The organism is Streptosporangium minutum, from assembly GCF_002149035.1.
Classification (GTDB): Bacteria; Actinomycetota; Actinomycetes; order Streptosporangiales; family Streptosporangiaceae; genus Streptosporangium; species Streptosporangium minutum.
The window spans coordinates 15,489-35,658 of the sequence record NZ_NGFP01000069.1 but is presented as its reverse complement, the minus strand read 5'-3'; the positions used below and the strand labels follow the sequence as shown (position 1 = coordinate 35,658).

The following is a 20,170-nucleotide window of genomic DNA, read 5'->3' as shown; positions in this document are numbered from 1 at the left end:
GTTCCCGGCCGCCCTGCCCGCTCTGCCCGTCCTCCCGGTGGCGCTCCGGACGCTGCCCCGCCATGCCGTACGGCCCTGACCGTCCGTTCATCGGGCGGCCTCCTGCGCCTGGACGGCGGTGATGGCCACGGTGCTCACGATGTCGGTGACCAGCGCGCCTCGCGACAGGTCGTTGACCGGTCCGCGGAGCCCCTGCAGGACCGGCCCGACCGCGACGGCCCCCGCGGAACGCTGCACGGCCTTGTAGGTGTTGTTGCCGGTGTTCAGGTCCGGGAAGATCAGCACGGTCGCCCGGCCCGCGACCCGGGAGCCGGGCAGTTTGGCGTCGGCGACCCTGGCGTCCACCGCCGCGTCGTACTGGATGGGTCCCTCGACCAGCAGGTCCGGTGCCCGCTCCATGACCAGGGCGGTGGCGGCGCGGACCTTGTCCACGTCGACGCCGCTGCCGGAGTGGCCGGTGGAGTACGACAGCATCGCGACCCGCGGTTCGATGCCGAAACGCTCCGCCGTACGGGCCGAGGAGATGGCGATGTCGGCGAGCTGCTCGGCGTCCGGATCGGGGTTGATCGCGCAGTCGCCGTAGACGAGCACCCGGTCGGCCAGGCACATGAAGAACACCGAGGAGACGATCGAGGTACCCGGGACCGTCTTGATGATCTGGAACGCGGGCAGGATCGTGGCGGCGGTGGTGTGCGCGGCGCCGGAGACCACGCCGTCCACGACGCCCCGGTGCAACATCATCGTGCCGAAGAAGTTGACGTCGGTGACCACGTCCATGGCCCGCTCCAGGGTCATCCCCTTGTGCGCCCGGAGCGCGGCGTACTCCTCCGCGTAGGAGTCACGCAGCGGCGAGGTCAGCGGGTCGACGACCGTCACCCCGGACAGGTCGAGCCCGAGGTCGCCGATCCGCCGCCGGATCACCTCCTCCCGCCCCAGCAGGGTGAGGTCCACGATGCCGCGCCGCAGGAGGATGTCGGCGGCCCGGAGGATCCTGTCCTCCTCGCCCTCCGGCAGCACGATGTGCCGCCGGTCGGCCCGCGCCCGCTCCAGCAGGGTGTGCTCGAACATCATCGGGGTGACCCGGTCGGAGCGGGCCAGCTCGATCCGGTCGGCCAGGTCGGCGGTGTCCACGTGGCCCTCGAAGTGGCCGATGGCCGTCTCGATCTTGCGCGGGTTGTCGGCGGTGAGCCGCCCCTCCAGCCCGCCCAGGGTGGTGGCCACGGTGAAGCTGTCCGCGGTGGCCGACAGCACCGGCACGCCGGGAGCCAGGCGGGCGGTGAGGGCCCTGACGGCCTCCGTGGGCTCCTGTCCCAGCGTCAGCACCACTCCGGACGGCCTCGCCGTACCCGCCGCCTCGGCCGCCGTCGCGACCAGCAGCAGGTCCGCCCGGTCGCCCGGCGTGATCACCAGGGCTCCGTCGACCAGGTGCTCCAGGAACACCGGGAGTGTGGCCCCGCCGAACACGAACCCGAGCACGTCCCTGCGGAGCCCGTCCTCGTCCCCCTGGATCTGCTTGGCGTCCACGGCCTGCATCACCTGGCCGACGGTCGGCGCCGACACCGAGGGATGCTCGGGGATGACGTAGCAGGGCACCGGCAGCTCGGGCTCGACGGCCATCCCCTGCGGCACCCGGTTGGCGATCACCGCCAGCACCGTGCTGCCCAGATCCGAGAAGACCTGGTAGCCGGTGCGCATCTCCATCGCGATCTCGGCCGCCTGCTCGCCGTGCGCCCCCACCACCACGATGACCGGCGCGCCGAACTCGGCGGCGAGGCGGGCGTTGAGGGCCAGCTCGCGTGGGAGGTCGTCGGTGTCGAAGGAACTGCCCAGCACCAGCAGCGCGTCGCACTCCCGCTCCAGCGTGTGGAACCGGGCGACCAGCCGGGCGATGAGCTCCTCGTTGCCCCGCTGCGCGTAGATCTCCGCGGCGTCCTCGGCCGTGACCCCGATCGCCGAGGCCGCCGGGCGGTATCTGGCGTTGAGCAGTTCGAGCGTGCGGTCGTCGCCCGCCCCCGTGATCGGCCGGAACACCCCGACCCGATCCACGTGACGGGTGAGCAGCTCCATCAGGCCGAGCTCGACGATCTGCCTGCCGTCACCCCGCCCGAGACCGGCCACGTAGATGCTCCGCATACGCACTACCCCTCGTGTCGACACATCCTCTGTCATGCCTCGTCAGTAGGAGTAAACACCCATGGGGGATCAGGCGTTGACGACGGCCCATTCCCCGATCCGGCGGATCAGCCCCGGCGTGGCCGCCGACTCCGCGTGGCCGTATCCGGGCTCGATCCACAGCTCCTTCGGCTCCCGGGCGGCCTCGTAGATCTGGTGGGCGTGGTCGAGCGGGAAGAAGCCGTCCGCGTCGCCGTGCACGACCAGCAACGGCGTCGGAGAGATGTGCGCCGCCGCCTCGTGGGGCGCCGACGGCACCGGGTCCCACACGCCCTTCCTGATCCGCGTCCTCTTGCCCACCCGCGCGACCCACCGCCCCAGCGGCCGCTCGATCGCCCAGTGCACTTGGCGCATCGGCCGGGTCCCCCGGTAGTACCACCGCGCGGGCGCGCTGACCGCGACCACCGCGTCCGGCCGCAGACCGCGCCCGTCCGGGCCCCCGTCCCGCCCGCGCCAGCCCGCATGCCGTACGGCCACCGCCGCGCCCATCGAGAACCCCACGACGGCGACCCTGGGATAACCGATCGCCCGCGCGTGGCGCACCGCCGCGTCCAGATCCAGGATCTCCAGGTCTCCCACGGTCGACTCTCCCCCCGACCGGCCGTGTCCCCGGAAGTCGAACGAGACCACGCCGCCGAACCCGCTGAGCACATGGGTGATCCGCCGCGTGGGGCGCTCCCGCAGCGATCCGGTGAACCCGTGCGCCAGCACGATCCCCAGATCGCCGGGCCCGCGCGGCGGGGTGTGCGCGGCGTCGATCCGGACGCCGTCCTCGGTCACGAGCGTCGCGGCGAACGATGGCGCTGAAGGCATGCTCCGAGCTTAGGACGGTCCCGATCTGCGGCGGAGGGCGGCGTCGGCCGGCGCCTGGGCATGGCCGGGTCCAGGCGGAGGGCGGCGCCGATCAGCGCCTGGGCATGACGAGGTCCATGGTGTGCCCGTAGACCGAGACGGGGACGCGCAGCCACTGGCTCTCGGCCGGTTCCCTGACCATCCCCTGCGGCACGGCGGCGACGGTGATGCCGTACTCCTCGATCAGCCTCCGGCACTCGCCGGCGGTCGCTCCCGGAGCGGCCACGACGTGCGCCCCGCCCATCAGCGCCAGGTCGAAGACGGCGGCCTGCTCGCGCGGCTCGCAGGTGCCGACGAGAACGAAGTCGCGCTCCCTGATCATCGCCTCCGGGACCAGCCTTCCCAGCTCGGCGACCACGTGGGCGTGACTGAGCGCGCGCCTGCCGTCGAAGGTGAGCGCGGGCGCGTCCGGACCCGGCCCGGACGGGTCGTCCACACCGTCGGGGCAGACGGTCCCCGCCACCTCGGCGAAGGTGAGTATCCGCCGGACGCGGGAGTCTCCGACGGCCGCCGCCGCCCGTTCCGCCAGCGCCGCGTCCGTGATCATCATGCGCGCGCGGCTGGAAGACAGCCGTTCGTAGAAGGCGTCGCGATCCATGTCGGCCGCGAGCGGGACCACCAGCGCGCCGGCCGCGGTGACGGCGTGCACGGCGAGGGGATAGTCGTGACCGGGCGGAAGATGGACGATCACGGGTTCACCCGGCGCCAGGCCGCGGGCGCGCAGCGCCGCCGCCGCGTGGCCCACCTGCTTGGCGAGCATGTCGTAGGTGAGGACGTCTCCCGTGCGCACGTCCGTGACCGCGGGTCGGCAACCGCGGTGCCCGGAGGCCCGCAGCACCACTTCGGTCCATGTCGGCATGGCTCCGAAGATAGGGACTCCGGCGCCCGCGCGCATGGCCAGGAATATGCAGAGAGCTGACCATTCACGGCGGCCCTCCGCCCTCGGGAATCTCAGGAGGCGCACATGACCCGCGCGGAGACCCGCGGAGGCGGATATCGGCAGTTCCGCCTACAGGGGAACCGGCGGGAATCACCCGCCGAAAGGGTGTCCAGGAGGTGAATCGGCGTACTTCGTGAGGCGGACACGTGAGAGTGATTGTGCGGATCAACTAAAATGGTAGGGCCGCACCGTCCGCGGCCAGCCTCCACAATCACAGAGTGAGACTCCATCATGCCTTTGAACAGCCGCGACGACCTGCGGAACATCGCGATCATCGCGCACGTCGACCACGGCAAGACCACTCTCGTGGATGCCATGCTCTGGCAGTCCGGAGCCTTCCGGGCCAACCAGGACGTGGACGACCGTGTCATGGACTCCAACGACCTCGAGCGCGAGAAGGGCATCACCATTCTCGCGAAGAACACCGCCGTCAAGCACGGTGAGATGACCCTCAACATCATCGACACCCCCGGTCACGCCGACTTCGGCGGCGAGGTCGAGCGCGGCCTGTCGATGGTGGACGGCGTCGTGCTCCTGGTGGACGCCTCCGAGGGCCCGCTGCCGCAGACCCGGTTCGTGCTGCGCAAGGCGTTCGCCGCCAAGATGCCGGTCATCCTGTGCATCAACAAGGTGGACCGCCCCGACGCCCGGATCAAGGAGGTCGTGGACGAGGTCTACGAACTCTTCATGGACCTGGACGCCACCGAGGAGCAGATCGACTTCCCGATCGTCTACGCCTCGGCCAAGGCCGGTCGCGCCTCGCTGAACCGTCCCGAGGACGCCGGCATGCCCGACTCCGAGGACCTGGAGCCGCTGTTCCAGGTCATCAAGGAGACGATCCCGGCTCCGGTCTACGACCCCACCGCGCCCCTGCAGGCGCACGTCACCAACCTGGACGCCTCGTCCTACCTGGGCCGGATCGCGCTCTGCCGCGTCCACCAGGGCACCATCAAGAAGGGCCAGCAGGTCGCCTGGTGCCGCACCGACGGCAGCATCCAGAAGGTGAAGATCACCGAGCTGCTGATGACCGAGGCCCTGGAGCGCAAGCCCGCCGAGCAGGCCGGCCCCGGCGACATCATCGCGATCGCCGGAATCCCGGACATCATGATCGGCGAGACCCTGGCCGACCCCGAGGACCCGCGTCCGCTGCCGCTGATCACGGTGGACGAGCCCGCCATCTCCATGACCATCGGCACCAACACCTCGCCGCTGGTCGGCAGGGTCAAGGGCTCCAAGGTCACCGCCCGCATGGTCAAGGACCGGCTCGACAAGGAGCTCATCGGCAACGTGTCGCTGCGCGTCCTGCCGACCGACCGTCCCGACGCCTGGGAGGTCCAGGGCCGTGGCGAGCTGGCGCTGGCCATCCTGGTCGAGCAGATGCGCCGCGAGGGCTACGAGCTGACCGTCGGCAAGCCCCAGGTCGTCACCAAGACCATCGACGGCAAGGTGCACGAGCCGGTCGAGCGGCTGACCGTCGACTGCCCGGAGGACTACCTCGGGGCCGTCACCCAGCTCCTGGCCGTCCGCAAGGGCCGCATGGAGCACATGACCAACCACGGCACCGGCTGGATCCGGATGGAGTTCGTGGTCCCGGCCCGCGGCCTGATCGGCTTCCGGACCGAGTTCCTGACCGAGACCCGCGGCACCGGCCTGGTGCACCACGTCTTCGAGGCCTACGAGCCGTGGTTCGGCGAGCTGCGCACCCGCAACAACGGCTCGCTGGTGGCCGACCGCTCCGGTCCGGTCACCGCCTTCGCGATGACGAACCTGCAGGAGCGCGGCATCCTGTTCGTCACGCCGACCACCGAGGTCTACGAGGGCATGATCGTCGGTGAGAACTCGCGCTCCGACGACATGGACGTGAACATCACCAAGGAGAAGAAGCTCACCAACATGCGCTCCTCCACGGCGGACGTGACGGAGACCCTGATCCCGCCGCGCCAGCTCTCGCTGGAGCAGGCGCTGGAGTTCATCCGCGAGGACGAGTGCGTGGAGATCACCCCGGAGACCGTGCGCATCCGCAAGGTCGTCCTGGACGCCTCGACCCGTGCCCGCACCACCGCCCGGGCCAAGCGCGGTAACTGACCTTCCGCGGGGAGGCCGCACAGGGTCTCCCCACGGGGATGCCGTACGGCGAAGGCGCCGGACCGTCACGGTCCGGCGCCTTCGCCGTCTCCGGCCACCTCCCGCGTCTCCGTCTTCCCGCCCCCGTCTCCGGCTCCCTCCCAGCGGTCACGGCACGGCCTGGCGCGCCGTATGCCACCCCGCCCGTCCGGGTGTCAGGACCGCCGCCTGATACTCGAAGGAGGGGAACCGTCCAAGCTTCTCCTCCGTGACGGGGGACACGAACCGTAGGGGGACTGTCATGCTTCGCAGCTCTCATCTGGCACTGGCCCTCGTGCTCGGGGCGGGGGCGACCGGTGTCGGCACGGCCGCAGCGGCCTCACCGACGCCCGCGCCGAGCCCGTCGAGCCCCTCAGCCCCCGCGAGCCCGTCCAGCCCGTCAGCCCCGGCCAGCCCGTCAGCCCCGGCCAGCTCGGCGAGCCCGTCCGGCCCGGCGGGCGCGTCAGCCAGTGCCACCGTCAAGGACGCCAAAGGCAACTCGGTCGGCCTGGTGAGCATCGACACCAGGAACAACGGAAAGGCCAGGGTCAGGGTCGTCGTCCGAGGTCTGCCCCCCGGCTATCACGGCTTCCACATCCACAACAAGGGCGTCTGCGATCCCAAGTCGACCGATCCCGCCACCGGCAGCCCGTTCTTCAGCGCGGGCACCCACTTCGACCTCGGCTCGCACTCGCACCCCGACCACTCCGGTGATCTGCCCAGCCTCCTGGTCGGCGAGGACGGCATCGGCAGAGCCACCGTCGTGACCGACCGTTTTCAGGTGCGGCAGCTCCTCGACGGGGACGGCAGTTCCATCCTCGTCCACGCGCGGCCGGACAACCAGGCCAATATCCCCAAGCGCTACGGCCTCAAGAACGGCCAGACCGGCCCGGACGCCGAGACGCTCAAGACGGGCGACTCGGGTAGCCGCATCGCCTGCGGTGTGATCACCGAAGGCTGACGGGAACGCGACCGTCGAGGGCTGACCGGAAGGCGTCCCGGCCACCGCCGAACGCCGACGGGAACACCTCCGGCTCGCTGTGGCCGGTCCGGGGTCGCACCGGCACGGGTCCGGAACCGGGACGCCACCACTCAGGTTCTTCCGGGGGGCCTACCAGGGCCGTCTTCTCCCGGAGACGTCCGGGCTCGTCGACGTCCGGCCGCACGACGGGCAGATCCGCCCAGGCCAGGCCGGGCCGAGTTAAATGCGGTTTCCAGCCTCTTTGAAATGGTTACCGAGGTAGCGTATCCAGGTACGGTCGTTCACGGTCTCATCACCAGTGACCTGTCGGAGACCGCGGAAGCAGTGCGGCTATTCGGGGCCGCCGGCGTCGAGGCATTACCGCTCAGCATGTCAACGGCCTTCATCGAGAGAATGGCAGAGGAGCGATGGACCTGAGCAATCTCACGTGGCGGAAATCGAGTTTCAGCAGCAGCAACGGCGGCGACTGCGTCGAGGTGGCCGAGCTCGGAAGCGCCTCCCAGCGGCCGGATCACAAGCAGGACGCCACCCACGCCGTCCGTGACAGCAAAGACCCCTCCGGCCCCGTCCTCTACTTCAACCTCACCGAATGGAAAGCATTCCTCAGCGGCGTCAAGGCATCCGAATTCGACCTTCCAGTGCCGACCTGACCATAACCCCCGATTTCCTCCAAGACCGTCCGGTTTCGGCATGAGAAAGGCGGCCTGCTCGCGAGGTGCGGGAAAGGCGAACACCATGCTAACCATGGGTTGAGCATTTGCTGACCCGACTGCTCCTAGCGTTTCCGTAGCCGGCCGGGGCCGGAGTCGGATCGAAGGAGCGGGCCATGCGGCGGCTGAGAAGTAGGCGGCAACGGCACGCCGTGCTCGTCCCCCTGATCGGGTTGGCGGCATGCGTCCTGTCCGCCTGCGGGGGTGGCCCGGCCCCGGCGCCGGGCTCACTCCCTCCTGGCCGGGCCCCCGCGAGCGGCGGCGAGGTGCCGCCCGGCGGCGTGGCGAGCGCCCCTGCCGACGGATCGGCCGCACCGGGCGACGTCTCCGCCCGTCCTGCTCGCCCCGGCGCCGCTCCCCGGACCACACCGATGGACGTCTACGCCCACGACCGGCCCGGCATGCTCAGCCCCGCCGTGGCGGAGTTCCCCGAGCGGGTCTACGTGCCCAACAGCGGGAGTGACACCGTCACCGTGATCGACCCGCGCACCTACCGGGTGCTCCGCACTTTCAAGGTCGGCCGGCGTCCGCAGCACGTCGTCCCGTCGTGGGATCTGAGGACGCTCTGGGTCAGCAACGACGGCGGCGACTCCCTGACTCCCGTCGACCCCATGACCGGCAGGCCCGGCAGACCGGTGGCCGTCGACGACCCCTACAACCTGTATTTCACCCCGGACGGCCGCGACGCCCTGGTGATGGCCGAGCGGGAGAACCGGCTCGACTTCCTCAGTCCGCACACCATGCGGCTCCGGCGATCGCTGCACATGCCCTGCAGGGGGGTCAACCACGCGGACTTCACCGCCGGCGGGAAGGTCATGCTGGCCGCCTGCGAGTTCTCCGGGCGTCTGGTGGCCGTCGACATACGGGCCCGGCGGGTCCGAGCGGTCGTCGACCTGGCGGACGGCACCACACGGCGCAGGGACCTCCGGCACCACGGCACACGGCACCGCGGCACGCGGGACAGCGGCACACGGGACAGCGACACACGGCACCACGGCGTGTCACACCGCGTGCGGCATGGCTCCATCCGGCACGGATTCACCCAACACGGCTCCATCCGGCACGGCTCCACGCGGAAAACCACCACGCCGCCCGGATCCACGCCGCCCGGCTTCACGCGGCACGACTTCATGCGGAACACCACCGCGAGGCACGTGTCCCCACGGAAAACCACCATGCCGCAGGACGTCAAGCTCTCCCCCGACGGCACCACCTTCTACGTCGCCGACACGGCCAAGAACGGCGTGTGGCTGATCGACGCCCGGAAGTTCCGCGTCACCGGCTTCATCAGGACCGGCCGGGGCGCTCACGGGCTCCACGTCAGCCGGGACTCGAAGCTGCTGTACGTGTCCAACCGCGACGCCGGATCGGTCACCGTCGTCTCCTTCGCGCTCCGCCGCCCGATCGACACCTGGCGCATCCCCGGCGGCGGCTCACCGGACACGGGCGGGGTCTCCGCCGACGGCAGCCGCCTGTGGCTGTCGGGACGCCACGACGGGGTCGTCTACGTGTTCGACACCGGCGACGGCCGTCTCATCCGCACGATCGACGTCGGCGCCCGCCCGCACGGCCTGGCCGTCTACCCCCAGCCCGGACGCTACTCGCTCGGCCACACGGGAGTCTTCCGGTGAGGTACGGCTGCGCAGGGACGTGATCGCCGACCGCGCCAGGCCCGGGAAGGCACAGCCCGGAGCGGCCTCGCTCATGACGGATCCCCCGGGTCTTCGAGCTCGCGCCTGCGGCGCAGCAGTTCGGCGCGCCGGCCGCGGGCCCGCACCAGGATGACGACGGCCACCGTGGCCAGCGCCGCGGCGACGGCGACACCCGCCAGGCCCACCCATGTCCCCCGGACGACGGCGATCGCGATCGCTGCCGCCGTCAGCAGGCCCGTCGCGGTCACCGCCAGCCAGCCGGCGATCACCCGGTCGAGGGCGAACAGCGGTGTTCTCCGCGTCACCGTCCAGGCGCCGTAGGCGGCCCAGGCCAGGCAGAGGGCGACGAGCACCCCGAAGCCCAGGTGCGTACGGCCCGGCAGCGCCGGCTCCGTGGCCCACAGCAGGCCCACGCCCACCGCGCCGACGAGCCCGGCGAGCAGCGCCACGACGGCGCCGATCCGATTGCGCAGCGACAGCGGCCCGGACAGCCTGTCGATCATGTCGTCGGAGTTCAACGCCGGTATCCCTTCTCCGTCAGGTGGTCGCGCAACATGCGCCGCGCGCGGGACAGGCGTGACTTGACGGTGCCGACCGGCACGGCGCAGATCTCGGCGCAGTCCTCCACGGAGAGGTCCTCCAGGTAGAACAGCACGAGGATCTCCCGCTCGCGGACCGGCAGCCCGGACAGCCCCGCGACCAGCTCGGCGCGGTCCACGAGCGCGGTTGTCGCGTCCTGCGACACCGGCTCGCCCTCGGCCGCCGCCTCCGGCCTGCCGTACTCCTCCCGCAGCCTGTTGGCCACCGCGCGCCGGGCGATCGTGAAAAGCCACGGCGCGAACCTGCCGGGCTCCTTGAGCCGGGGGAGCCCGCGGAGTACGGCCAGCCAGACCTCCTGGCTCACGTCGTCGGCCTCCGCCGGCCCGAGCATGCGCCGTACGTAGGTCCATATCGGGTCGTGCCAGGCCCGGACCAGCTCCGTGAACGCCTCGCGCTCGCCGAGCTGGCAGCGGACCACCAGCAGTTCGTCAGTCACCCTGCCTCCTCACCCAGCACAGTCGGGAGGCGGGCCCGCCGGGTTCACGGTCCCGCGGTCTCCGGCCGATCGGGCCGGGTGTCAGGGAGGCGCGGGAAGGGGTCTAGTCCGCCGGGAGGTGGACGGTGAGCCACTCGACGAGCGGGGTGAGGTCGCGCCAGACCGCGCGGACGCGGTCGAGGACCTCGGGGGTGTGGACCCACGGCTCCGGGGCGAAACGGCGGCCGGCGTGCAGGGACCTGTAGCGGAGCAGACCGAGCCGGGGGTGGCCCTCCGGGACGCCGCGGGGGCGGGTCTTCAGCCGGTCGCCCTCGATCTCGTAGCCGGCCGCGGTGAGCCCTGCCACGACCTTCTCCAGTGGGACACCGCTGAGCTCCTCGTCGACCGCCTGGCGGTAGCGGGCGAGCTGGTCGCCCTGGGCCGAGTAGAGGCCCGCCCCGGCGTGCAGCCCCGCGGCGTCGAGCTGGACGTAGTAACCGATGGCCTCGGCGGTGGCGGCGTAGGCGCCCTGGTGGGTCTTGTAGGGGGACTTGTCCTTGGCGAAGCGGACGTCGCGATGCGGGCGGAACAGGTGAACCTGGCCGAACTCGGCGGACAGTTCCTCGCCCAGCGCGGCCATGGGCGCCTTGACCGTCTCGTCATAGACCCGCTTGTGGCGGGTCCAGTAGGTCTTGGAGTTGTCCGCCTCAAGGCCCTCGTAGAACAGGAAGGCCTCGTCGGGGAAACCGCTGAAACTCATGCCCCCCATGCTCCCACCGGCGACCGACAATAATCCGTCACCTCCCGGCGGGCCCCGCCTCCCCGGCGTACACCCTGCCCGGGACGAGCGGCCCGCCGTACAGCTCGGAGAGCGTCACGAACGTGTAGCCCTGGAGGGCGAGCAGGTCCAGCACCTGGGCGGCGGCCTCGACCGTGGTGCTGTGGATGTCGTGCATGAGCACGACGGACCCCGGCGTGACCCTGGTCGCGCGCTGCGTGACGACCAGGCTGTCGCGGTCCCGCCAGTCCATGGTGTCGACGTCCCACAGGATCTGGGCGAGCCCCTTGCGGCGGGCCTCGGCGGCGACCCGTCTGCTGGTGGCCCCGTACGGCGGGCGCATGAGGGTCATCCATCGCCCGGTCACATGGTGGACGATTCCCTGGGTACGGCCCAGCTCGCCTCTGATCCCCGCGTCCGACAGCGCCGTGAGCTGGGTGTGGCTCCAGGTGTGGTTGCCGATCTCGTGTCCTTCGGTCACCATCCGGCGGAGGGTGTGCGGGCCGTCCTCCGCCACCTTCTGGCCGAGCACGAAGAAGGTCGCCCTGGCGTGGTGCCGGGCGAGGATGTCGAGCAGCTGCCCGGTGTATCCGCCGGGCCCGTCGTCATAGGTCAGCGCCACGCACTTGAGCCGCCTGCAGTCGACGTGGCGCGCGGCGGGCGGAAGGGGGTATCTGCTCCTGGGCCACTGCGGCTGGATCGCGGCCAGCTTCGCGGCCAGCTCCGCGGGATCGACAGGCGGGGACCGCCGGGCCGCGGACGGCGCGGGGGCGTCCGGGACGGCGGGGGTGGCGGAGACCTGCGTCCCCTCGGACCTCAGGTGGGCGACCGGCGCGGCACATCCCCCGGCCCCCAGCAGCAGGGCGAGTGGAACGGTCCACCACCGCACGCTTCCCCCAAGCAGGCGAGCGCGGGGCTACGGATAATCCTCAGCCGCGTCCCCCCGCAAGATCTTGGCCAGGTCCTCCCACCAGGATGGGACATCAGCCTGTAATTCGGCGTATCGACGCGCCACGCGAATGGCGCATCCGCTGGGATCCGTGCCCAGATGGCGACGTTTCACCGGCCCTTCCTGCCAACGGTAGAAGCCATCACGGAAACGTATGACCAGCCCTATCCACACCGAAAGGATGCCGTCGTTCCCGACCTCGTGGACGCCGGTCACACCGAGCTCCCTCAGCTCCGCACGGAGGCGGTCCGTCGCCGCGCGGGACTCGCTCACCCGCCACCTCCCGGACGGGGAGGGGAAGACGCACGGTGGGGGACGCACCCGTTGCCCGGCGGTGTCGGCACACCGGGACGGGAGACCGAAAGCGACATAGCGTAATGATGCGGCTCCAGCTTGTCGCCGGACAGCGGTTCACCGCTATTGGTCCGGGGTCTCCCGCGGCTCGGTGACCGCCGGTCCCACAGCTCCAGGACGGCGGGCCGAGGCGCGGGGACGGGTCTACGCGGCCTGGCGCTGCGCGGGCAGCCGGAACCCGGCTTCCTCGATGGCGTAGTCCTCCAGCATCGTCCGGAGCTGGCGACGGCCCCGGTGCAGGCGCGACATGACCGTGCCGATGGGGGTGCCCATCCGCTCGGCGATCTCCTTGTAGGCGAAACCCTCCACGTCGGCCAGGTAGACGGCCACCCGGAAGTCCTCGGGCAGGGCGCGCAGGGCGTTCATCACGGCACTGTCGGGCAGCTGCTCCAGCGCCTCGGTCTCGGCGGACTTGAGCCCGGAGGACATGTGGGACTCGGCGGCGGCGAGCTGCCAGTCCTCGATCTCCTCGGTGGCCGAGAGCTTGGGCGAGCGCTGCTTCTTGCGGTAGTCGTTGATGAAGTTGTTGGTGAGGATGCGGTGCAGCCACGCCTTGAGGTTGGTGCCCTCACGGAACTGGTGATAGGAGGTGAACGCCTTGGTCACGGTCTCCTGGACGAGGTCCTCGGCATCGGCGGAGTTGCGGGTCAGACGCATCGCGGACGCGTAGAGCTGGTTGGTGACCGGTACAACGTCGCGTTCGAACCAGTCCTGGCGCTGCTCTTCGGTCATCGTGATCACGTCATCCCCCTCTTGCTGTTCCCCCAGTCACCGTCCGGCCCAGGTGCGACGCACCCTTCCCGGCGGCTTACGGCATGCTCGCAGGCACCCGGTAAAGGTGCCGTTAAGAGTGGTTGTGCCTGCTCAGGGGGTTCATCACTGGCTGCGCCAATGGCGGGTGCAACACGCCCTACAGCCGGACAAGTCTCATTATCGTAACATCCTTCCTTCAATTTGGCCGAACATGTGTCTATCATCACATAACCCCAGCTAGCGCTACCTTTGGGTCTATGGAATACGTGGATCGACACGACCCCGAGACCCGCTCCTGGGTGGCCGAGGCCATCCGCCGAGTCGAGGCCGACGCCCATAGAAGCTGCGACACTCATCTCCACGTCTTTCCGCTTCCCCCGCGGTGGGGGGTAAACCTCTACCTGAAAGACGAGTCCGTCCACCCCACCGGTTCACTCAAGCACCGGCTCGCTCGATCCCTGTTCCTGTACGGCCTGTCGAACGGCTGGATCGGTCCAAGCACGACGGTCGTCGAGGCGTCCAGCGGTTCGACGGCGGTGAGCGAGGCCTACTTCGCCCGGCTCATCGGCCTGCCGTTCATCGCGGTGATGCCCGCCTCGACCTCGCCCGAGAAGATCGCGCTGATCGAGTTCTACGGCGGCAAGTGCCACCTGGTGAACGACCCCGGGACCATCTACGAGGAGTCCCACCGGCTGGCCGTCGAGACCGGCGGGCACTTCATGGACCAGTTCACCTACGCCGAGCGGGCCACCGACTGGCGCGGCAACAACAACATCGCCGAGAGCATCTTCAGCCAGATGGAGATGGAGCCCCACCCCGAGCCCAGCTGGATCGTGGTCGGCGCCGGCACCGGCGGCACCTCCTCCACCATCGGCCGCTACATCCGCTACCGGCGTTACGTCACCCGCCTGGCCGTGGTCGATCCCGAAGGCTCGGCGTTCTACTCCTCCTGGTGTTCGGGCGACGCCACGGCCACCGCGCCCGGCTCCCGCATCGAGGGCATCGGCCGTCCCCGCGTGGAGCCGTCCTTCATGCCCACCGTGATCGACCGCATGATCCAGGTCCCCGACGCCCGGTCCATCGCGGCCATGCGCTGGGTCCGCGAGGTCACCGGCCGCGACGTCGGCGGCTCCACCGGCACCAACGTGGCCGCGGCCGTACAGATCCTGCGGGAGATGCGCCAGGCGGGCGAGCAGGGCAGCGTCGTCACGCTGATCTGCGACGGCGGCGAACGCTACCGGGGCACCTACGACGACGACGCCTGGCTCGCGGAACGAGGCCTGGACATCGCCCCCCACCTGGAGGAGCTGAGGTCCTTCCTCTCCCAGCCCTGACCCCGCATCGCGCGCGGGGCGCCGTCGCCACCGACGACCGGCGCCCCAGGCGCGTCAGGCTCCGCCGTCCCGCTGCGCGTTCTTCCTGGCGATGGCGTCCACCACCTCGGAGACGTGGGGGCCGCACACGGGGTCGAGGGAACGCCGGCCGGAGAACCAGGAGGTCTGGATGACGAAGTCGGCCGGGTACCCACACAGACAGGTGCCAGGAGATTGCGGATCTGTCGGTATGACCGCTGAGCGGTGAGTCACCATGGCTCTGACTTTAGACCGCTATGACCGGTTCTCCAGGAGAAGCGGAAAACTCGGCGAAGGATCTCCGACGAAGGGACCGGAAAGAGGGGTCAGGCGGCCTTGGCGGGGTCGACCTCGAAGAACTTCGCGAGGTCGTCGAGGATGGCGTGGGCGCCCTGGATGCCGACGGCGCTCATCCAGGTCATGTCGGCGACGTCGTGCTTGGCGCCCTTGAGCTTGCCCCAGAGCGGGTTGGCCTCGAACTTCTTCTTGATCGGCTCGACCGACGGGTCGGCGTAGGCCGCGACGAAGATGTGGTCGGCGTCGAGCTGGGAGATGTTCTCCTGGCTGACCTCCACCATGATCGTCTCAGTGGTGGTCGGCTGCCCCTCGGGGCGGGCGAAACCGACGTCCTTCAGCACCAGGCCGGAGTAGGAGTTCTCCACGTAGAGGCGGACGGTCGGCTCACCGGCGAAGCGGGCGATGGAGACGGTGGGCAGCTTGCCCTCCTTGGCCTTGATCGACTCGCCGATCGTGGCGGCGCGGTCCTGATAGGCCTTGATCTTCTGCTCGGCGAGGTCCTCCTTGCCCAGGGCCTGGCCCATGAGCTTGAGGTTCTCCTTCCAGATGGCCCCCGTGGTCTCGCTGAACACCGTCGGCGCGATCTTCGACAGCTTGTCGTACAGCGCCTCGTGGCGGACCTTGGCCGAGACGATCAGATCGGGCTTGAGTGCGATGATCTGCTCCAGGCTCGGCTGCTCCAGCGTGCCGACCGGCTTGGCCTCCTTGGCGTGGCCGAGGACCGGGGCCAGGTAGTCGGGGAGCTTGTCGTCGATCGCCCGGTAGGTGGTGAAGCCGACGACGTCGGTCTCCAGGGTCAGCACCGCGTCCACGAAGCTCTGGTCGAGGGCCACGACCCGCTTGGGCTGGGCCGCGACCTGGGTCTCGCCCATGGCGTGCTTCACCGTACGGGGGAACGCCGCCGCGTCGCTCGCCGCAGGGGCCGGGGCGCCGGCGTCGGCCGTCGTGCTGGAGGTGCTCGCCCCACAGGCGGCGAGGCCGAGGGAGAGTACGGCTCCCGCGACACCCACGGTCAAGGCTCGCAACGCTCTCATCAAAGGTTCCCTTCAAGGTACAGCCAACCTAATTTAGCTTAGCCATACCTAAGCTGACATACTTGTGCAGGATCGGGCAAACGAGAGGAGCGCAGGTGAGCACAGTGGCGGCCGCCACGCGACCCCCGTCGCGCGGCAGGGCCCGTGCCATCCACCGGCATCGCCTGGCCGTGCTGGCCGGGCTGTTCGGGGCTCTCGCGATCGCGGCCATGCTGAGCGTCATGATCGGCGCGAAGCCGGTCCCGCCCGCCGACGTGTGGCACGCGCTGACCGGTCCGACCGGCAGCGAGAACGACATCATCATCCGGTCGCTGCGCATCCCCAGGACCGCCGTCGGCGTCCTGGCCGGGATCGCGCTCGGCGTCGCGGGCGCGCTCATGCAGGGGCACACCCGCAACCCGCTGGCCGACCCCGGCCTGCTCGGCGTCACCCAGGGCGCGGCGTTCGCCATGGTGCTCAGCATCATGGTCCTCGGCGTCACCAGCCTGTACGGCTACATCTGGTTCGGCCTGGCCGGAGCCCTGATCGCCAGCGTCGGAGTCTTCGCCCTCGGCATGGCCGGCGGCCGCGGCGCCCCCACCCCCGTGACGCTGGCCCTCGCGGGCACCGCGGTCAGCGCCTTCCTCTACGCCCTCACCTCGGCCCTGGTCCTGATGGACGAGCAGGCCATGGACGTCTTCCGCTTCTGGCAGGCGGGCTCGATCGCGGGCCGGGGCGGTGACGTCGTCTGGCAGGTGCTCCCGTTCATCGCCGTCGGCCTGGTCCTGGCCCTGATCAACGCGCCCGGCCTCAACGCGCTCTCCCTGGGCGAGGACGTCGCCCGCGCCCTCGGCCAGAACGTCACCCTGACCCGCACCATCGGCGTGGCCGCGATCACGCTGCTCAGCGGGGCCTCGGTCGCGGCCTGCGGCTCGCTGGCCTTCCTCGGCCTGATGGTCCCCCACCTGGCCCGCCCGCTGTCCGGCCCGGACCACCGCTGGCTGCTGCCGTACTCCGGGCTGCTCGGCGCCGCGGCCCTGCTCGCCGCCGACGTGATCGGCCGGATGGTCGCCCGCCCCGGCGAGCTGGAGGTCGGGGTCGTGCTCGCCCTGACCGGCGCGCCGTTCTTCGTCTTCCTGGTCCGCCGGAGAAAGCCGGTCCGCCTGTGACCTCCTCCCCCGTACGGCTCCCGCACGAACGTCCGGTACGGCCCGCGCACGCACGGTCCCTGCGGCTCGGTTCCACCTCCTGGCTGCTGCGCCTGCGCTCGGCCACCGTGGCCCTGGTCCTGCTGGCCGCCACCGTGCTGCTGATGGCGCTCGGCATGCGCATCGGCGACATCCCGATGAGCGTCCCCGAGGTGTTCCAGGCGATCACCGGCGACGGCTCGGACCACTTCGTCGTGATGGAGCTCCGCCTGCCCCGGGCGCTGACCGGCGTCCTCGTCGGCGCGGCGCTGGCCCTGGCCGGCGCGATCACCCAGGCCATCGCCCGCAATCCGCTGGCCAGCCCCGACATCCTCGGCGTGACCACCGGCTCCAGCGTGACCGTGGTCGCGGTCATCGTGGCCGCCGGAAGCACCGCGGGCGGCGCCAGCGGCGCCCTGGCCGAGGTGGGCATCCCTCTCATGGCTCTGGCCGGCGGCCTGGCCGGGGCGCTGACCGTCTACCTGCTGGCCTGGCGCAAGGGGCTGGACGGCTACCGCCTGGTGCTGGTCGGCATCGGCGTCTCGGCGGTGTTCACCAACGTCAAATACTGGCTGCTGACCGTGGGGGACGTCACCGACAGCGGCCGGGCCATGGTCTGGATCAGCGGCTCGCTGAACGGCCGGGGCTGGGAGCACGTGGTCCCCGTCGCGATCGCGCTCGCCGTGCTCATCCCGCTGACCCTGGTCGGCACCCGCTCGCTCGGCGCGCTCCGCTTCGGCGACGACACCGTGACCGGCCTGGGCGTACGGATGAACCTCGCCAGGGGCCTGATGATCCTCGCCGCCGTCCTGCTCGCGGCGGTGGCCACCTCCGCGGCGGGGCCCATCGCGTTCGTCGCCCTGGCCGCCCCGCAGATCGCACTGCGCCTGGCCGGGGTGGGCCAGCCGCCGCTGGTCGTCTCCGCTCTCGTCGGAGCCGTTCTCACCGCCGCGTCCGACCTGGCCGCGCGGACCCTGTTCAGCCCCGTCGAGCTGCCGGTGGGCGTGGTCACCGCGGTCCTCGGCGCCCCCTATCTGATCTATCTCCTGATCCGTGTTCGCAGAGAGGCACGCTCGTGAGACTGCAAGCCGTCGACGTCAGGCTGGGCTACGGCGACCGTGTCATCGTCGACGGCCTCGATCTCGGGATCGAGGCCGGAACGGTGACCACGATCATCGGACCGAACGGGTGTGGCAAGTCCACGCTGCTGCGCGCGCTGGGGCGGCTGCTCCGGCCGACGGGCGGCGAGGTCCTGCTGGACGGCAAACGCATCGACAGGATGCCCACCAAGGAGGTCGCCAAGGTCCTCGGCGTGCTGCCGCAGGCTCCGACGGCCCCGGAGGGGCTGACCGTGGCCGACCTGGTGGCCCGGGGACGGCACCCGCACCAGACGTGGTACCGGCAGTGGTCCTCCGACGACGAGTCGGCGGTCAGCGAGGCTCTGGCCATGACCGGCCTGCTCGACCTGGGCGAGCGCCCGCTGGACGAGCTGTCCGGCGGGCAGCGCCAGCGGGCGTGGATCTCGATGGCCCTCGCCCAGGGCACCGACCTGCTCCTGCTCGACGAGCCGACGACCTTCCTGGACCTGGCCCACCAGGTCGAGGTCCTGGAGCTGGTCCGCAGGCTCCACGGCGAGCTCGGCCGCACCGTGGTGATGGTCCTGCACGACCTCAACCTGGCCGCCCGCTACGCCGACCGCCTGGTCGCCATGCGCGACGGCAAGGTCATCGCCGCCGGACCGCCGCACGAGGTCCTCACCGAACCCCTCCTCGCGGAGGTCTTCGAGCTGGACGCCAAGGTGATCGAGGACCCCGTGGCCGGAACCCCCCTGGTCGTCCCGGTCGGCGTACGCCACTAGACCCGGCCGGTGGTCAGTCGCCGAGGAGCGTGTCCACGAAGACCTCGGCGTCGAACGGGGCCAGGTCGTCGGGGCCCTCGCCCAGGCCGACGAGCTTGACCGGGACGCCCAGCTCGCGCTGGACGGAGATGATGATGCCGCCCTTGGCGGTGCCGTCGAGCTTGGTCAGGGCGATGCCGGTGACGTCCACGACCTCGGCGAACACCCGTGCCTGGCGCATGCCGTTCTGGCCGGTGGTGGCGTCGAGGACGAGCAGGACCTCGTCCACCGTGGCCTTCTTCTCGATGACGCGCTTGACCTTGCCGAGCTCGTCCATCAGGCCGGTCTTGGTGTGCAGCCGCCCGGCGGTGTCCACGATCACCACGTCGACCTTGTCCTCGATGCCCTTGGCCACGGCGTCGAAGGCGATCGACGCGGGGTCGCCCCCCTCGGGACCGCGCACGACCTCGGCCCCGACCCGGTCTCCCCAGGTCTGGAGCTGGTCGGCGGCGGCGGCGCGGAAGGTGTCGGCCGCGCCGAGCACGACCTTGTTGCCGTCACCGATCAGGGAGCGGGCCAGCTTGCCGGTGGTGGTGGTCTTGCCGGTGCCGTTGACACCGACCACGAGCACCACGGCCGGGCGCTCGCCGTGCGGCTTGACGTGCAGGGTGCGGTCGAGGTCGACGCCGAGCTGGGTGAGCAGCTCTTCCTTGAGCAGGCCGCGCACCTCCGCGGGCGACCGGCTGCCCAGCACCTTCACGCGGGTGCGCAGATCCTCGACCATCGCCCGGGTGGGCGCGACGCCGACGTCCGCGGTGATCAGGGTCTCCTCGATCTCGTCCCAGGTGTCGTCGTCGAGACGGTCCCGGGAGAGCAGTTCGAGGAGCCCCTTGCCGAGGGTGCTCTGCGAGCGGGCCAGCCGGGCGCGCAGCCGTACCATCCGGCCGGCGGAGGGCGGCGGGATCTCGATGACCGGGGCGACGACCACGGGCTCGGCCGGCTTGACCGGCGGAGGCGGGAGGGTGGTGGTCGCCGCGTCGTCGTCGGTCGCCCCCCGGGGAGGCGCCTGCTCCCCCTCCTTGGGGATCGGCAGCACCTCGGGCGGCTCGACCGGCGGCGGAGCCGTCTTGCCTCCCGGCCTGAACAGCAGGAACACGCCGCCTGCCGCAAGCAGGGCGACGACGACAACGATCGCGATTATGCCGAGATAGGCTTCCACAAGAC

20 protein-coding genes are annotated in these 20,170 nt (G+C 70.8%); 8 read left to right on the top strand and 12 right to left on the bottom strand.

Annotation, left to right across the window (positions count from 1 at the left end):
- Positions 1-87: 87 nt before the first annotated feature.
- The 3 genes from pta to CA984_RS17045 all read right to left on the bottom strand — a co-directional run bounded on the left by pta (position 88) and on the right by CA984_RS17045 (position 3,883).
- A complete protein-coding gene (gene pta / locus CA984_RS17055) occupies positions 88-2,133 on the bottom strand; it encodes a phosphate acetyltransferase (protein ID WP_086573387.1) in 2,046 nt (681 codons plus the stop codon).
- A 69-nt stretch (positions 2,134-2,202) separates the two neighbouring features.
- Positions 2,203-2,985 (bottom strand): alpha/beta hydrolase, encoded by a 783-nt coding sequence (locus CA984_RS17050; protein WP_086573384.1) that lies wholly within the window; start codon positions 2,983-2,985, stop codon positions 2,203-2,205.
- 91 nt (positions 2,986-3,076) lie between these two features.
- Entirely contained in the window at positions 3,077-3,883 is an 807-nt protein-coding gene (locus tag CA984_RS17045; protein ID WP_165781294.1) for an AMP-binding protein, read from the bottom strand.
- Between the two features lie 312 nt (positions 3,884-4,195).
- On the opposite strand from CA984_RS17045, the gene typA reads away from it, so the two are divergent.
- Positions 4,196-6,049, top strand: a complete 1,854-nt coding sequence (gene typA / locus CA984_RS17040; protein WP_086573379.1) for a translational GTPase TypA — start codon at positions 4,196-4,198, stop codon at positions 6,047-6,049.
- Positions 6,050-6,343: 294 nt separating this feature from the next.
- On the opposite strand, the gene CA984_RS46250 is transcribed toward typA, so the two are convergent.
- Positions 6,344-6,544, bottom strand: coding sequence for a hypothetical protein (locus CA984_RS46250; RefSeq protein ID WP_165781293.1), 201 nt, complete (start codon positions 6,542-6,544; stop codon positions 6,344-6,346).
- Between the two features lie 34 nt (positions 6,545-6,578).
- Between CA984_RS46250 and CA984_RS46245 the strand changes: the two genes are divergently transcribed.
- From CA984_RS46245 to CA984_RS47200, 3 genes are all read left to right on the top strand, one after another.
- Positions 6,579-7,028 carry a superoxide dismutase family protein gene (locus CA984_RS46245; RefSeq protein WP_165781292.1) on the top strand — a complete coding sequence of 150 codons (450 nt, stop codon included), beginning with the start codon at positions 6,579-6,581 and terminating at the stop codon, positions 7,026-7,028.
- A gap of 428 nt (positions 7,029-7,456) precedes the next feature.
- Positions 7,457-7,699: a DUF397 domain-containing protein gene (locus tag CA984_RS17030; protein ID WP_086573374.1), complete on the top strand. Its 243-nt coding sequence runs from the start codon at positions 7,457-7,459 to the stop codon at positions 7,697-7,699.
- 176 nt (positions 7,700-7,875) lie between these two features.
- Positions 7,876-9,390 (top strand): YncE family protein, encoded by a 1,515-nt coding sequence (locus CA984_RS47200; protein ID WP_207620903.1) that lies wholly within the window; start codon positions 7,876-7,878, stop codon positions 9,388-9,390.
- A 71-nt stretch (positions 9,391-9,461) separates the two neighbouring features.
- On the opposite strand, the gene CA984_RS17020 is transcribed toward CA984_RS47200, so the two are convergent.
- The 6 genes from CA984_RS17020 to CA984_RS16995 form a co-directional block, all read right to left on the bottom strand.
- Positions 9,462-9,929, bottom strand: coding sequence for a hypothetical protein (locus tag CA984_RS17020; RefSeq protein ID WP_242676000.1), 468 nt, complete (start codon positions 9,927-9,929; stop codon positions 9,462-9,464).
- Positions 9,926-10,447 (bottom strand): RNA polymerase sigma factor, encoded by a 522-nt coding sequence (locus CA984_RS17015; RefSeq protein ID WP_086573371.1) that lies wholly within the window; start codon positions 10,445-10,447, stop codon positions 9,926-9,928. Before CA984_RS17015 ends, CA984_RS17020 begins: the two co-directional genes overlap by 4 nt.
- A 103-nt stretch (positions 10,448-10,550) precedes the next feature.
- The gene (locus CA984_RS17010) at positions 10,551-11,186 is read right to left on the bottom strand and encodes a DUF2461 domain-containing protein (protein WP_086573369.1); all 636 of its coding nucleotides are present in this window, start codon (positions 11,184-11,186) and stop codon (positions 10,551-10,553) included.
- 37 nt (positions 11,187-11,223) lie between these two features.
- Positions 11,224-12,093, bottom strand: coding sequence for a polysaccharide deacetylase family protein (locus tag CA984_RS17005; RefSeq protein WP_086573366.1), 870 nt, complete (start codon positions 12,091-12,093; stop codon positions 11,224-11,226).
- A 27-nt stretch (positions 12,094-12,120) separates the two neighbouring features.
- Positions 12,121-12,369 carry a hypothetical protein gene (locus CA984_RS17000; RefSeq protein ID WP_242675999.1) on the bottom strand — a complete coding sequence of 83 codons (249 nt, stop codon included), beginning with the start codon at positions 12,367-12,369 and terminating at the stop codon, positions 12,121-12,123.
- Between the two features lie 282 nt (positions 12,370-12,651).
- Positions 12,652-13,239: a sigma-70 family RNA polymerase sigma factor gene (locus CA984_RS16995; RefSeq protein ID WP_086573389.1), complete on the bottom strand. Its 588-nt coding sequence runs from the start codon at positions 13,237-13,239 to the stop codon at positions 12,652-12,654.
- Between the two features lie 278 nt (positions 13,240-13,517).
- Between CA984_RS16995 and CA984_RS16990 the strand changes: the two genes are divergently transcribed.
- A complete protein-coding gene (locus CA984_RS16990; protein WP_086573361.1) occupies positions 13,518-14,594 on the top strand; it encodes a PLP-dependent cysteine synthase family protein in 1,077 nt (358 codons plus the stop codon).
- A gap of 344 nt (positions 14,595-14,938) precedes the next feature.
- Here CA984_RS16990 and CA984_RS16985 read toward each other — a convergent pair whose 3' ends face one another.
- Positions 14,939-15,943 carry an ABC transporter substrate-binding protein gene (locus CA984_RS16985; protein ID WP_086573359.1) on the bottom strand — a complete coding sequence of 335 codons (1,005 nt, stop codon included), beginning with the start codon at positions 15,941-15,943 and terminating at the stop codon, positions 14,939-14,941.
- Positions 15,944-16,038: 95 nt separating this feature from the next.
- Here CA984_RS16985 and CA984_RS16980 point away from each other — a divergent pair, with 95 nt between their 5' ends.
- From CA984_RS16980 to CA984_RS16970, 3 genes are read left to right on the top strand one after another with little or no spacing between them, the layout of a single operon-like run.
- Positions 16,039-17,091, top strand: coding sequence for a FecCD family ABC transporter permease (locus tag CA984_RS16980; RefSeq protein WP_086573356.1), 1,053 nt, complete (start codon positions 16,039-16,041; stop codon positions 17,089-17,091).
- Positions 17,088-18,188, top strand: a complete 1,101-nt coding sequence (locus tag CA984_RS16975) for a FecCD family ABC transporter permease (RefSeq protein ID WP_086573353.1) — start codon at positions 17,088-17,090, stop codon at positions 18,186-18,188. Before CA984_RS16980 ends, CA984_RS16975 begins: the two co-directional genes overlap by 4 nt.
- Positions 18,185-18,967, top strand: a complete 783-nt coding sequence (locus CA984_RS16970) for an ABC transporter ATP-binding protein (protein WP_086573350.1) — start codon at positions 18,185-18,187, stop codon at positions 18,965-18,967. The genes CA984_RS16975 and CA984_RS16970 overlap by 4 nt, the downstream gene beginning before the upstream one ends.
- Before the next feature lie 13 nt (positions 18,968-18,980).
- On the opposite strand, the gene ftsY is transcribed toward CA984_RS16970, so the two are convergent.
- Complete coding sequence (ftsY, locus tag CA984_RS16965) at positions 18,981-20,165, bottom strand: signal recognition particle-docking protein FtsY (protein ID WP_086573347.1); 1,185 nt, start codon at positions 20,163-20,165, stop codon at positions 18,981-18,983.
- Positions 20,166-20,170 lie beyond the last annotated feature (5 nt).

Coding starts and splice junctions, on each gene's coding strand:
- CA984_RS47200 (WP_207620903.1), top strand. CDS start 7,876: ATGCGGCGGCTGAGAAGTAGGCGGCAACGGCACGCCGTGCTCGTCCCC.
- CA984_RS16995 (WP_086573389.1), bottom strand. CDS start 13,239: ATGACCGAAGAGCAGCGCCAGGACTGGTTCGAACGCGACGTTGTACCG.
- CA984_RS17050 (WP_086573384.1), bottom strand. CDS start 2,985: ATGCCTTCAGCGCCATCGTTCGCCGCGACGCTCGTGACCGAGGACGGC.
- CA984_RS17030 (WP_086573374.1), top strand. CDS start 7,457: ATGGACCTGAGCAATCTCACGTGGCGGAAATCGAGTTTCAGCAGCAGC.
- CA984_RS16990 (WP_086573361.1), top strand. CDS start 13,518: ATGGAATACGTGGATCGACACGACCCCGAGACCCGCTCCTGGGTGGCC.
- pta (WP_086573387.1), bottom strand. CDS start 2,133: ATGCGGAGCATCTACGTGGCCGGTCTCGGGCGGGGTGACGGCAGGCAG.
- CA984_RS17045 (WP_165781294.1), bottom strand. CDS start 3,883: ATGCCGACATGGACCGAAGTGGTGCTGCGGGCCTCCGGGCACCGCGGT.
- typA (WP_086573379.1), top strand. CDS start 4,196: ATGCCTTTGAACAGCCGCGACGACCTGCGGAACATCGCGATCATCGCG.
- CA984_RS17010 (WP_086573369.1), bottom strand. CDS start 11,186: ATGAGTTTCAGCGGTTTCCCCGACGAGGCCTTCCTGTTCTACGAGGGC.
- CA984_RS16985 (WP_086573359.1), bottom strand. CDS start 15,943: ATGAGAGCGTTGCGAGCCTTGACCGTGGGTGTCGCGGGAGCCGTACTC.